The sequence below is a fragment of the Emticicia agri genome, assembly GCF_004168285.1.
Lineage (GTDB): Bacteria > Bacteroidota > Bacteroidia > Cytophagales > Spirosomataceae > Emticicia > Emticicia agri.
The window spans coordinates 108806-122340 of the sequence record NZ_SEWF01000001.1 but is presented as its reverse complement, the minus strand read 5'-3'; the positions used below and the strand labels follow the sequence as shown (position 1 = coordinate 122340).

10 protein-coding genes are annotated in these 13535 nt (G+C 39.8%); 5 read left to right on the top strand and 5 right to left on the bottom strand.

What is annotated here, in order from left to right; all coding sequences use genetic code 11:
• Complete coding sequence (locus tag EWM59_RS00435; protein WP_130018968.1) at positions 1–2148, top strand: FN3 associated domain-containing protein; 2148 nt, start codon at positions 1–3, stop codon at positions 2146–2148.
• 154 nt (positions 2149–2302) lie between these two features.
• Positions 2303–3307: a phosphotriesterase family protein gene (locus tag EWM59_RS00430; RefSeq protein ID WP_130018966.1), complete on the top strand. Its 1005-nt coding sequence runs from the start codon at positions 2303–2305 to the stop codon at positions 3305–3307.
• A 13-nt stretch (positions 3308–3320) separates the two neighbouring features.
• Here the strand turns inward: EWM59_RS00430 and EWM59_RS00425 are convergent, their stop codons facing one another.
• The 4 genes from EWM59_RS00425 to EWM59_RS00410 all read right to left on the bottom strand — a co-directional run bounded on the left by EWM59_RS00425 (position 3321) and on the right by EWM59_RS00410 (position 7789).
• On the bottom strand, positions 3321–4589 hold the full coding sequence (locus tag EWM59_RS00425) for a DUF2264 domain-containing protein (protein WP_130018964.1): 1269 nt from the start codon (positions 4587–4589) through the stop codon (positions 3321–3323).
• Between the two features lie 92 nt (positions 4590–4681).
• Entirely contained in the window at positions 4682–6235 is a 1554-nt protein-coding gene (locus EWM59_RS00420) for an Rne/Rng family ribonuclease (RefSeq protein WP_130018962.1), read from the bottom strand.
• A gap of 319 nt (positions 6236–6554) precedes the next feature.
• Positions 6555–7382: a tetratricopeptide repeat protein gene (locus tag EWM59_RS00415; protein WP_165372070.1), complete on the bottom strand. Its 828-nt coding sequence runs from the start codon at positions 7380–7382 to the stop codon at positions 6555–6557.
• Positions 7383–7453: 71 nt separating this feature from the next.
• Positions 7454–7789, bottom strand: coding sequence for an HU family DNA-binding protein (locus EWM59_RS00410; RefSeq protein WP_165372078.1), 336 nt, complete (start codon positions 7787–7789; stop codon positions 7454–7456).
• A 245-nt stretch (positions 7790–8034) separates the two neighbouring features.
• On the opposite strand from EWM59_RS00410, the gene mutY reads away from it, so the two are divergent.
• Both mutY and EWM59_RS00400 read left to right on the top strand, forming a co-directional pair.
• Positions 8035–9105, top strand: a complete 1071-nt coding sequence (gene mutY, locus EWM59_RS00405) for an A/G-specific adenine glycosylase (protein WP_130018957.1) — start codon at positions 8035–8037, stop codon at positions 9103–9105.
• A 217-nt stretch (positions 9106–9322) separates the two neighbouring features.
• Positions 9323–9793 (top strand): single-stranded DNA-binding protein, encoded by a 471-nt coding sequence (locus tag EWM59_RS00400; protein ID WP_130018956.1) that lies wholly within the window; start codon positions 9323–9325, stop codon positions 9791–9793.
• Positions 9794–9847: 54 nt separating this feature from the next.
• On the opposite strand, the gene uvrB is transcribed toward EWM59_RS00400, so the two are convergent.
• Positions 9848–11872: an excinuclease ABC subunit UvrB gene (gene uvrB, locus EWM59_RS00395; RefSeq protein ID WP_130018954.1), complete on the bottom strand. Its 2025-nt coding sequence runs from the start codon at positions 11870–11872 to the stop codon at positions 9848–9850.
• An 85-nt stretch (positions 11873–11957) separates the two neighbouring features.
• On the opposite strand from uvrB, the gene EWM59_RS00390 reads away from it, so the two are divergent.
• Positions 11958–13466, top strand: coding sequence for a PQQ-dependent sugar dehydrogenase (locus EWM59_RS00390; protein WP_165372069.1), 1509 nt, complete (start codon positions 11958–11960; stop codon positions 13464–13466).
• Positions 13467–13535 lie beyond the last annotated feature (69 nt).

Below are 13535 nucleotides of genomic sequence, written 5' to 3'. Positions count from 1 at the left end.
ATGAATCGTTTTTTCAAAGCTTGCTCGTATCTTTTACTGGTAGGTAATATCCTCTTATTATTCTTACTCTTTTTTGAAGAGCGTGTAAGGATTCCTGTCTGGATTAGTCCGTTTGGCAGATTACACCCTGCGCTTCTGCACCTTCCTATCGGGTTTTCGGTCATTCTGGTAATTGTATTATTATTCAAAAAAGAGTTTGAGCCTAAAAGCTATACATTTTTTGTAAAACTACTCTTGATTATCACAGCCCTCACTTCTTGCATTACTGCGCTGATGGGCTTTTTCTTATCAAAAGAAGGAGGTTACGATGCCAGACTTTTGCAATGGCATAAATGGACAGGCGTAGGTGTCAGCTTGTTTACCTATGCTCTGACATGGTTCAATGAAGAACTATCGCAGAAAGCAAGAGCTATGCAGGTATCGTCAGTAGGTGGCATGATACTTTTTATTGTAGCCGGACATTTTGGTGCCGCCATCACACATGGAGAAAACTATGTTTTTGAAGCCTTTGAAACGAAAGAAAAGACACCGGTATTCTCGCAGGATAGTAGTATGTATCAAGCAGCCATTGTGCCTATTTTAGAAAAGAAGTGTATGAGTTGCCATAACGACCAGAAAGTGAAAGGCGAACTGAATATGAGTAGCGTTGCCAAAATTCTGAAAGGAGGTAAACATGGCGCTTTGTGGAAAGCAGGCGATACCTTGAATAGTATTTTATTGAAAAGAGTATATCTGCCCATAGAACAAAAAGAACACATGCCGCCCAAAGGCAAAGAACAACTGACCTTTGATGAAATTGCCTTGCTGACTGCCTGGATTAAAGAAGGCGCTGATGTGAAAAAAGCAGTAAAGAATTATGTGCCTTTGTCAAAAGCTAAAGCATTAGCTTTTAAAATATCAGGCAGTAGCGGAACAGAAAAAGTATATAGTTTTTCAGAAGCCTCTGAAAGTACCATAGCAGAAGTGAATACACCTTTTTGTGTGGTGGCACCTTTAGCTAACGGTTCTCCAGCCTTAGAAGCAGAGTTTTTTGTGAGCAGGAAATTCGACCGTAAATCTTTAGAAAATCTTTCAAAAATACAACAGCAGTTAGTAGAGCTAAGTCTGGCGAAAATGCCTGTCAAAGACGCTGATATTGCCTTAATAGCCAAATTCCCTAACCTTGAAAAACTAAACCTTAGTCAGACCGATATTACAGGTGCTACTTTAGACCAACTGGCACAATGCAAGCATTTAAGCTCGGTGGCTTTGTCGGGCACTAAAGTAAGTAAGGCTCAGGTGCAGAAGCTGATGGCTTTACCCGCTTTGGCAGAGGTTTTTGTATGGAATACTCCACTCGACTCATTGGCTATACAGGAACTTGCTAAAAAGTATCCAAAAGTGGTAATAGACGCAGGATATAGAGAAAATCCAAATGAAATTCTGAAACTCAATCCACCAATTCTGGTGAATGAAGATTTTATTCTGAAAAAGAATGCCCCGATTGAATTGAAGCATACCCTTAAAAACGTGCAGATTCATTATACTTTAGACGGCAAAGACCCTGATTCAACTACTGAGGCTATTTATACCAAACCTTTAATGGTAGATAAATATACACGCATAAAAGCAATGGCTACCAAAGACGGCTGGCGTGCCAGCGGTAAGGTAGATTATACTTTCTTTCAATCAAGTTTCAGTGCCGATACAGCTATTTTACTGACTGAACCAAAACCTCAATACAGAGGTAAAGGCGCTAAAAACTTAATAGATTTAAAGAAAGGACCCAATGATAATCATGGCGATGCTGCATGGTTAGGTTATCAGGAGAAAGATTTTGTAAGCTTAATTGAATTCAATAATCCCACGCCAATTACTACTGTAACCATTGCATATCTACAAAGGATAGGCTCGCATATCATGCCTCCGGCCTCTGTTGAGGTATGGGGGGGAAATAGCGAAGCAGATTTGAAGAAATTACAACGGGTAATTCCGGAACAACCTTCTAAGATGGAAGATAAAGCCAATCTGGGTATTAACGTACCCATAAAATCGGGTAATTATAAGGTTTTAAAGGTAATTGTAAAACCCTTGCCAAAACTTCCTAAATGGCACTCAGATAAAGGCAAACCGGGCTGGTTTTTTGTAGATGAGATATTGTTTAATTGAATTGGTGATTGAGCAATTTAGTGAATGAGTGATTAAAATATTCAATAATTTTAATTGATTTTGCATCATTATTAAAGTAGATAGATAGATTTCTATAGAAATAGTAAGTAATTTATAATCACTCAATCACTAATTCACTCAATCACTCAATTTTATGAATCTCTCCCGCCGCTCTTTCTTTCTGTCTATCATCGGCTCATTGGCTTTTACGGCGAAAAAGCCGCAGGTAATGACTATTAACGGTTGGATAGATGCCTCAAAAATGGGCAAAACGCTCATACATGAACATTTTCTGGTAGATTTTATTGGCGCAGATAAAACTAATACAAGCCGTTGGGATAAAGAGAAAGTAATTGCTAAAGTACTGCCTTATTTATCAGAAATAAAAGAATTTGGTGTTAAAACTGTTTTTGATTGTACACCCAACTTTTTAGGAAGAGATGTTGAACTACTCAAATTAATAGCCAAAAAAAGTGGCTTGCTGATACTCACAAACACAGGATATTATGGGGCTGTGAAAAATAAGTATCTACCTCAATGGGCATTTTCAGAAACTGCAGAACAATTGGCTGAGAGGTGGATTGACGAATTTAAAAATGGGATTGACGGTACTGTTATAAAACCCGGATTTATTAAAATAGGCGTAGATAGCGGAAGTAATCTGACTGAAATTCATCAGAAATTAGTAAAAGCTGCCGGACTTACACATTTAGCTACAGGATTAACCATCTGCTCACATACAGGCCCTGCTCATATCGCATTTGAAGAAATAGAAATACTCAAAAGTATAGGTGTAAGTCCTTCTGCTTTCGTATGGGTACATGCGCAGGGAGAAAATAACAAAGCCGGACATACCAAAGCCGCCCGCATGGGTACATGGGTTAGTTTAGATGGCATTGGCTGGGGAGATTTCCAGACCTATGCCGACTCTATTGATTTAATGAAATCGAATGGAGTATTGAATCGTTTACTGATTTCGCATGATGCCGGATGGTATAAACCCGATGAACCTGAAGGTGGAGACTTTAAAGGCTATACCAATATCTTCAAAGAACTAACACCCTTATTGAAACAAAAAGGTTTTACAGACGCAGATTTCGAACAGATTTTAGTGCGTAATCCGGCAGAAGCTTTTGCTATCAGAGTCCGGAAAATTTAACTCGAACAGTTTCTCAAAAACTTACTGCTTTATCTTTCTTAAATGGCTTTCCAGACCAGGCTTTTTGTTGTGTCCATTCCGCATCGGCATCTGCCCAGAAAGGGTCAGTAGCAGGTAGTCCCAAGGGCAAGAAACCCAATGTAGTAAGGTACATGCTACCTGCATTGGAATAAGAATCGGCAATGCCTGGTTGATGCCCTGCAAAACCTAAACTCAGCCAACCGGCTTTATCAAAAACACCGTCTTGCGAAAACATTCGTTTCATAACCGCAGTCAGAGCACATCTGACCTGAGCAGGACTTACTCCTTCAGGTAGTTGATGCAACAAAGCCGTATGTGTCAATGCCTGAAAAGCCCCTGTGCGATAGGTAATACTGCGCCCAAAAGGAGGGAAGCTACCCTCAGGAGAGATTAATCGCTCCAGAAAATCAGCCTGTCGCTGCATTCTTTTTACTGCTTTGGTATATTGGTCTTCCAGGTTCTGGTTTTTCTTGTCAGGTGATTGTTTGCGTTGTACTTTCAGCATAGTATCCAATACGTCAACAATCATCGGATGAATGACAAATGAGTTGTAGTAGTCCATGTGAAAAACCTCTCCATCTTTAAACCAGCCATCACCTACATAAAAATCCTCAATTTTTCGCAGACCAAATTCAATTCTGAAACGGTCGGCTTCTTCTCCGATAAATAGTAGAAATACCTCTATAATAGACGCAAACAAGAGCCAGTTATTATTGCCGGGCACTACTCTTCTCAATAACCGGAATTCTTCAACGACATGTTTTTTAGTAGTATCGTCCAACGGTTTCCATAGTGCCTCAGGTGCTTTCAAAAAACTTTGGGCTAAAAAGGCTGCATCAACTAAAGTCTGGCTTTCTTTACGCCAGAGCATATAATCAGCATGAGCAGGGTCAACACTATTCTGAATACTCCTGATAGCATAGTTTCTTAGTTGCTTGAGTAATTTACCTTCTTCTGTAGTATCGTCAGGTAAAGCCAACCACGGAGCAATACCTACCATTGTTCGGGCAAAGCCTTCCAGATAAGCTACTTTTGCGTTTCGGTTATCCCAGGCAGGACTAAATTCTACCTGCCAGTTTTTTTGTAAAGTACCTTCGCTCAGGTTTTTTAAAACAGGTTCGGCAATTTTATAGAGGAGTTTTGACCAGTAAAGTCGGGTATCGTCTTGTGGGGAGATTGGTGCGGCATGTGCATTAGCCTGAGCAGTAACAACAGCAAGCCCTGCCAATGTGTTTTTTTGAATAAAGTCTCTACGATTCATAGTTAAGGCATAATTTCCCGGCAAGTTAGACCGAAAATCCCTTGCAAGCAATTGAAATACTACATAAAAACCGGGAAATTATGCGAAAGAAGCTATGAGGTTATCTCAATTTCATCTCCATGTTTATTCAGGAAATGAAACTCAGTAATACCAATAGAAGAATCTTTAGTGAGTGTTACCCAGGTACGATACTTAAAGAACCATCTCATTTGTTTAGAGATAAGCCCTTCACGATAGTAAGCATACACAAACGGGTGCAGAATGATGCTGATACCGCTCTCATTTTGCTTAGAGAGGATATAATCTAAATTGTTTTCAATCAAATCGGTAATCACGATACTTGCCTGAATCGTTCCGGTACCACCGCAAGTCGGGCAGGTTTCACGGGTTACGATATTCATTTCAGGACGTACACGCTGGCGGGTAATCTGTAATAATCCGAATTTAGAAATAGGCAGAATCGTATATTTCGATCGGTCGCCCTTCATTTCTTCTTTCATTGCTTCCTGAATCAAACGACGGTTCTCGTTTTTCTTCATATCAATGAAATCGATTACAATAATACCACCCATATCACGCATGCGTAACTGACGGGCAATCTCTTTAGCTGCTTCGAGGTTAACGGTCAAAGCAGTTGATTCCTGGTCTCCCTCCTGTGTTGATTTGTTGCCACTATTGACATCAATTACATGGAGTGCTTCGGTATGCTCAATAATCAGGTAACCACCGCCAGACAAGCTAACCGAACGACCAAAAAGCGATTTGATTTGTTTTTCTATGCCATACTGTTCAAAAAGCTTGTTTTTGCCTGTATGGAGTTTCAGAATCTTTTCTTTATCAGGGGCAATGGTATGTAAGAAACTCTTGACTCCGTCATAATTTTCTTTTGAATCAACGTAGATATTGTCGAAATCATCATTCAACATATCTCGTAGAATCGAAGAAGCTCTATCCATTTCACTGATGATGCGGTCACGAGGTTTAGCATCACGCAGGGTTTTCATACCTGATTCCCACTTATCAACGCAGAAATCAATGTCTCTTCTTAATTCGTCTAAGTCTTTACCCTCAGCAACGGTTCTTACAATCACGCCAAAGTTTTCAGGCTTGATAGAAGACACTAACTTATGTAAACGCTGACGTTCCTGTTTATTGGTAATTTTCTTAGAGATGTTCACAGAGGTACCAAAAGGAACTAACACAATGTTACGACCCGCAATAGATATATCGCAGGATAACCGTGGACCTTTGGTAGAAATAGGCTCTTTCACAACCTGTACCAGAATAGGAGTATTCTTGGTAACAACGTCGTTTATCTTACCTAATTTATCGATATCTTTTTCTAACTGAAAACCTTTTAAACGAAGATTGACCGGACGTTTAGCAATAACGTCTTTCACAAACTTGCTGAGAGAATTGTAAGAAATGATTTCGTTGTAGTGCAGAAATCCGTCTTTGTCGTAGCCTACGTCTACAAAGGCAGCGTTATTCCCTTGTACGACTTTCTTGACTACACCCAAATAGATATCTCCGACGGAAAACTGGTGCTCCGTCTCGTCAAAGTGATACTCAATGAGCCTTTTGTCTTGTACGAGGGCTATTCTATCACCTTTCTGTGTGGTACTGATATATAATTCGTTGCTCAAACCTGAGGTAGAATCAAGAGGTTAGATATTGTTTTGGCTAAATTGATGGTATAAAGATAGCCATAAGTGCAAGAGCATTGGAACTTATGGCTATCCTAAGAAAGATTATTTTTTCTTATGACGATTTTTTCTAAGACGTTTCTTTCTTTTGTGAGTTGACATCTTGTGTCTTTTTCTTTTCTTTCCGCAAGGCATATTTGTAAATGATTATAAACTCCTGAAGGAGTATTTAATAAAAAAATGTTCTATATATTTTCCCTCTTCAATGAAAGAGGCAACCGTCAAACGGTGTTTTTTATCGAACCGCAAAGATAATGAATTATTTTATACTCTCCAAAGTCTTGTTGAGTTCTTCTAATAAAGTCGGTTCTTTTACTTTTTGTTTCAAATCAAGCAATAATTTTTTTGCCTGTTCTTTTTCACCCAATTCCAGTAAACTATACCCTAAACCAAACTGTGCGTTTACATTATTCGGGTTGATTCTCAGTACTTGTCTGAATCGGTCAGCCGCTTTGGCATACTGGTTCGACTGCATAGATAATACCCCCATATTCATCAAAGCAGGCTCAAAGTTTGGCTCTTCTGCCAGTACCTCTCTCAGCATGGCAATCGCTTGCATGGGCGAGTCAGTCTGTACATAGGTCATGGCTAAGTTAGTTTTGGCCTGTAACTGTCTCGGACTCTTCTCTAATACCTTATTATAGGCGGCACGGGTTTTGCCTGCCAGATACTCTACATTCTCAGGTTTTAGTGCTAAAGTAAACGCTTGATAGTAAGCGTCTCCGGCTCTCATCCAGTGTTCGGTAGTAGGTTGTGCTACGGCTATTTTTTCTACATATACCGCCGCACTGTCAAAGCGATTTCCTTTGGCAAAAACTTCGGCTATCTCATTAAACACCACTACTTTATCGGTAGCGGTAGCTAATTTCTGTTTCAGGTCGCCTATCTCTTTTTCTTCTTCTGCCGAGAGCTTAGGGGCCTGAGTAGTGATGTCGGGTTTGCTATTGTCGGAAGCAGCAGGTTTATTATCAGATACTTTATCCCTATTTGCTTTGGCTTCATTTTTTACAACTACTTTGGGGCGATAATAAAGAAAGCCCGTAAGGGCTATCGCTATTACAATTAATATTAATGAGTGTCGTTTCATAGTGTGATTTTTAATCATGGATAGTTCAACACTATCCATGATTGGGCAATTTACCCCGTGGGGCAATGAGATTATTTCACGTTTGCTTTTACCTGTTCTGTAAATTCTTTGGCTGGTTTAAAGCCCGGAACAGAGTGAGCAGGAACGGTTACCGTAGTTTTAGCAGAAATGTTACGAGCTTTTTTAGCAGCTCTTCTTTTGTTTACAAAACTTCCGAAACCTCTAACATAGACCGCATCGCCTTGTGCCAATGTGTCTTTTACTGTGTCAAAAAATGCCTCAAGTGTAGATGATACACTTGCTTTGTCCACGCCAGTCTTGTCGGCAATAGCTGAAATTACTTCTGCTTTAGTCACGATCGTAACGTTTTTTTTAAAGTGATAATATTGATTTTTACCAAGATAAATATTGAATTGAAAGGACGTAAAAAACTAATTCAGAAGCTCTCAAGTTTTATTAATTCAACATCCCAAAACTCTTTGGTTTTATTTTGGGTTTGCAAAGATATGAGTTTTAAAAACATTTTGCCAAACAGATTTTAATATTTTTTTCGTAATAGCTTAATAATTAATGAGTTATGCTTTCTGCTATGGCAATTTACTATTTTCGGAAAAGAAAAAATAAGAGAATATTAAGAAAACTTCGATAAAAATTGGAAAGACAAACGTTTTCCGAAGTACTGCAGAACTGGTATGAGCGGAATAAAAGAGAGTTACCCTGGCGGAATACCAGAGACCCTTATAAAATATGGCTGTCGGAGATAATTCTACAACAAACCCGTGTAGTGCAGGGCATGCCTTACTATCATAAATTTGTTGACAAATATCCTACCATTATAGATTTGGCTAATGCCGACGAAAAGGAGGTTCTACGCCTGTGGCAGGGTCTGGGCTATTATTCAAGAGCCAGAAATATGCACCAGACGGCTAAAATTATTGCCAATGACCTGAATGGCAAGTTTCCTGAGAACTATGCCGGATTAGTAAAACTTAAAGGTATAGGCCCCTATACAGCCGCTGCCATTGCTTCTTTTGCTTTTGACGAAAAAGTGGCTGTAGTTGATGGAAATGTGTATAGAGTGCTGGCAAGGCTGTTTGGCATAGAAACAGATATTGCCAGCCATGAAGCCAAAAAAGTATTTGGCGATTTGGCTAATGAATTAATTTCGGCTAAAAATCCGGCTACACATAACCAGGCTATGATGGAGTTTGGCGCAACTTATTGCACCCCTGCCAACCCCGGCTGTATGTTTTGCATTTTTCATTACGACTGTGAAGCCAATGCGAAGGGTAAACAGGCTGTTTTGCCTGTGAAATCGAAGAAAGTAAAAGTTAAAAAACGTTATTTTGATTATTTTGTAATTGAAAGAGATGGCAAATTGCTTATGACCAAACGAGGTGCCAAAGATATATGGGAGGGGCTCTACCATTTTTATCTGGTTGAGAGTAAATATAAGCTACTACAAATAGAAGAGATTGATAACGATTTTCTGCAAGAGCTTTTACCTGTCTCAATTATTAAAAATAGTTCAGAAGTTTATAAACATGTATTGACTCATCAGACCATAGAGGTACGGTTCTGGCACATTGTATTAAGCGAAGACCAAAGCCTCACATTGCCACTGGATTATGAGTTTTATACATGGGAAGCAATAGAAGATTTACCCAAGCCTATTCTGATTGAAAAATACCTGAAAAAACATCAGAAAGTCTTTAAAATTTAAGTAGACTTACTGAGAAAAATGCCTGAACAAGCGTCTGTCAAAGAGTACTTTTTCTCTATTTTATTAAAAATAGAGAAACTCTTGGCATGGCTGAAAAAAGCAGGACAAAAAGCCCCTGAAAACCACGAATTATTTAAAGTTTTTCATAAAAATCCAATAAATTCTTTGTAAATTTGTTTATAATCAAAACGTCAATATTTCAAACATTTTCAGAAAAATGGCTGGTGTAAACAAAGTAATTTTATTAGGAAGACTGGGGCAAGACCCCGAAGTCCGCACACTTCCGAGCGGTGGTAAAGTGGTAAACTTTAGCATTGCTACCTCAGAAAACTATACAAACAAAAACGGAGAGAAAGTAGAACAGACAGAATGGCATCGTATAGAGTTATGGGATAATCTGGCAGGTATTGCGGAGCAATATCTGAAGAAAGGAGACATGGCTTATGTGGAAGGTAAGATTCGGACAGAAAAATGGACTGACCAAAACGGTCAGGAGCGATATACTCAAAAAATCAGAGGTACTGCTATGCAATTGGTAGGGGGTAGAGGCAATGCTGTAGAAGAAAATGAATCGGCATCGTCTTACGGCAACAGTAATAGCGGAGGCTATGCACCCAAACCTACACCTGTACCAACCCCTCCGCCTATTGAAATGGCCGGAAACAGTGGCGATGATTTGCCGTTCTGATAAAAGTCAGTATAAAAACAAGGCAGGGGTTCAGCATGCTGAACCCCTGTTTATTTATGATGCTCTTTCTATTTTCTCTTTCAATTGCAGCATTTCATCTCTGAATCGGGCTGCTTCCAGGAAGTCAAGCTCTTTGGCTGCACGTTCCATTTTTCTTTGCGTTTCTTCCATTAGCTTTTGCAACTGACCTTTGTTCATGTAGCCAACCACCGGGTCTGCTGCTATATTTACTTCTTCCGGCTCCAGATAATAGGTTTTTGTACTTGGTTTGCTATCAGCAATAGAAGTCTGCTCCATAATAGCTTCTCTGCTTTTAAATACTGTCTTAGGTACAATGCCGTTGGCTTCATTGTAAGCCATCTGTAAACTACGACGGCGATTAGTTTCATCAATGGCTTTCGCCATTGAGCCTGTAATGGTGTCAGCATACATTAATACCTTGCCGTTTTCGTTACGGGCAGCACGGCCGATGGTTTGAATCAGAGAACGGATGTCACGCAAAAAACCTTCCTTATCAGCATCCATGATTGCCACCAGTGAAACTTCCGGTAAGTCAAGTCCCTCTCTCAGCAGGTTAACACCTACTAATACATCAAATACCCCAAGTCGTAGTTCACGTAATATCTCAACTCGCTCAAAGGTTTTTACTTCCGAGTGAATGTAACGACCTTTTACACCTACCTTATCAAGGTATTTACTCAACTCTTCCGCCATTCTTTTGGTAAGTGTTGTAATCAATACCCGTTCTTTGCGTTCTACCCGAACATGGATTTCTTCAAGCAAATCATCAATCTGGTTAATACTTGGTCTTACTTCAATCTCGGGGTCAAGCAATCCGGTCGGGCGGATAATCTGTTCTACTACTACGCCATCAGTTCTTCTGATTTCGTAATCGGCAGGTGTAGCACTTACAAAAATGGTTTGCCCGACTAATTCTTCAAATTCCTGAAATTTCAGAGGGCGGTTATCCATTGCAGATGGTAACCGGAAACCATACTCAACCAGTGATTCCTTACGTGAGCGGTCGCCTCCCCACATAGCTCTTATCTGTGGCATAGAAGCATGGCTTTCATCGACCACCATTAAAAAGTCTTCCGGAAAATAATCTAATAAACAGAAAGGCCGTTGACCGGGCAAACGCCTGTCGAAATACCTTGAATAGTTTTCAATACCGGAACAGTAGCCTAACTCACGCATCATTTCCAGGTCAAATTCAGTACGCTCCTGTATGCGCTGGGCTTCGAGCAATCGCCCGTCAGACTCAAAATATTTGATTTGTTTTACCAGTTCATCCTGTATTTCATGAATGGCATTATGCATCACGTCTCGTCCGGTTACAAATAAATTGGCCGGAAAAATAGCCACTTGTTTTTCGGTAGATAATTTCTTTCCATTATTCGGATCAATCCGCTGAATTTCTTCTATCTCATCGCCAAAAAATATAAAACGATAAGCAAAATCGGCATAGCTTGGATATAAATCAACCGTATCGCCTTTTACTCTAAAATTGCCACGGGTAAATTCAGCTTCTGTACGTGAATACAGAATCTCAACCAGTCTATAAAGAAACTGATTGCGACTGACGGTCTGGCCTGTTTTTACCTGAATAATGCTTTGTTGCATTTCATGAGGATTCCCCGCACCATAAATACAGGATACAGAAGCAACCACAATCACATCCCGTCTGCCTGATAACAACGAAGAAACGGCCGAAAGCCTCAGCTTATCAATTTCTTCATTAATCAAAAGGTCTTTTTCAATATAGGTATTAGTGGTAGCAATATATGCCTCTGGCTGGTAGTAGTCGTAATAACTGATAAAATACTCTACGGCGTTTTCAGGAAAGAATTGCTTGAACTCGCCATATAGCTGTGCTGCCAGGGTTTTGTTATGACTTAAAATCAGCACAGGTCGGTCAAGTTGTGCGATGACGTTGGCAATGGTAAATGTTTTACCGGAACCCGTAACACCCAGCAAAACCTGGGTTTGTTCTCCATTATTAATGCCTTCTACCAGCTTCTGAATAGCCTGCGGTTGGTCGCCGGTAGGTTTGTAAGTTGAAGTGAGTTTGTATTGCATACGGTAAGCGTTGTTATCAAAAGGCCTATCAAACAAAAACAAAACTTTTATGGTTATAGTTTCGTATTTTTTAACAAAAACGACCATGAAAAACTTCTCTTTTCTACTTTTTTTAAGTACAACTTTTGCTTTTGGTCAGTACAATAATTTTTACGTATCTCCAGCAAATGCGGTCATTAATTTCGGACAAAGCGTTACGCTGACAGCTTCAGGCTGTAGCGGAATTATCAACTGGTCAACCAATCAGACTGGTAGTAGTGTTAATGTCTCTCCAAGTGCCACAACAGTTATTTCGGCTACATGCACGGCAAATAATCAGACAAAAACTTCGGCAAACGAGGCATTGGTAGAAGTCAGATTTACTGAGTCGCCATGCCCGGAGAATATCAGTGTCAATACAGGGTTGTCGAATACCAATTACAGGTATCAGGCTAATAATAGTGTAACAGGCAATAGTTTTATTGATACTGATGCAAGTGTAGAGTTCAGAGCCAATAAATATGTGCTGCTGAATACAGGCTTTGAAGCCCGCATGGGTAGTATTTTCAAAGCATATATTGGCGGTTGTACCGGAAAAAACCTGAAAACAAGAAGAGTAACCAATACCCTGCATTATTCATGGGAAATTTTATGGGGGCCTGATAATTTTATCTGGATGACAGAGAAGTCAGGGAAAATCAGCCGGGTAAACCCTCAAACCGGACAGGTGATACCTGTATATACTATTACAGAAGTATTGAATTATGGCGAGGGGGGCTTATTAGGTATGGTGCTTCACCCTGATTTTAACACTTCACCTTTTGTGTATGTGGTATATAACTATGGCACTACCTCAGACCCTAAAGAAAAGGTAGTAAGATTCACCTACAATGGTACTACTCTGGTAGGCCAGCAGACTATATTAGACAATATAGCAGGTTTTAGTATTCATAATGGAAGCCGATTAGTCATTACGCCTGATTTAAAATTGTTTATTACTACCGGAGATGCCGGAGACACCAGTCTGCCGCAAGATAGTACTTCAATAAATGGTAAAATTCTGCGGATAAATATTGATGGAAGTATTCCGGCCGATAACCCCTATCCGGGTAGCCCTGTATGGAGTATAGGGCATCGGAATCCGCAGGGAATGGTCTATGCTAATAACAAATTGTATGTATCGTCGCACGGGTCGTCATTAGAAGATGAAATAAATCTGATTCAGAAAAAAGGTAATTATGGCTGGCCTGATGTAAATGGCCCCTGTGATACGCCTTCTGAAATAACTTTCTGCAATGCTAACAATGTGATTGCCCCCATATTTTCTTCGGGTAATGTTACATGGGCATTCTGTGGATTAGATTATTATAACAATAGTGCCTATCCTGAATGGCAGAATCACTTACTGATGGTGTCTTTGAAAAACCAGACTTTTTATAGTTTTGAGTTGAGCCCTAATGGCGACAGCATTATCGGGCAGCCTACTTTATATTATAACAGTAGTTTTGGCCGCTTGCGAGACATCGCTATTTCGCCTGAGGGTAAGGTGTATATATGCACAGGTAATGGTGGCAATGCCGACCAGATTATAGAAATTACTCCTACAGCCAATTAGGATTATTATGAGAAATCAGTATGTGATTTTAGCTGAATTGTGTTTATTTGCCAAAAAAAAGAAGTTTTT

Excerpts from the sequence above, each read along its gene's own strand:
- EWM59_RS00435 (WP_130018968.1), top strand. The coding sequence starts at position 1 with ATGAATCGTTTTTTCAAAGCTTGCTCGTATCTTTTACTGGTAGGTAAT.
- EWM59_RS00400 (WP_130018956.1), top strand. The coding sequence starts at position 9,323 with ATGGCTGGTGTAAACAAAGTAATTTTATTAGGAAGACTGGGGCAAGAC.
- EWM59_RS00415 (WP_165372070.1), bottom strand. The coding sequence starts at position 7,382 with ATGAAACGACACTCATTAATATTAATTGTAATAGCGATAGCCCTTACG.
- EWM59_RS00425 (WP_130018964.1), bottom strand. The coding sequence starts at position 4,589 with ATGAATCGTAGAGACTTTATTCAAAAAAACACATTGGCAGGGCTTGCT.
- uvrB (WP_130018954.1), bottom strand. The coding sequence starts at position 11,872 with ATGCAATACAAACTCACTTCAACTTACAAACCTACCGGCGACCAACCG.
- EWM59_RS00430 (WP_130018966.1), top strand. The coding sequence starts at position 2,303 with ATGAATCTCTCCCGCCGCTCTTTCTTTCTGTCTATCATCGGCTCATTG.
- EWM59_RS00390 (WP_165372069.1), top strand. The coding sequence starts at position 11,958 with ATGAAAAACTTCTCTTTTCTACTTTTTTTAAGTACAACTTTTGCTTTT.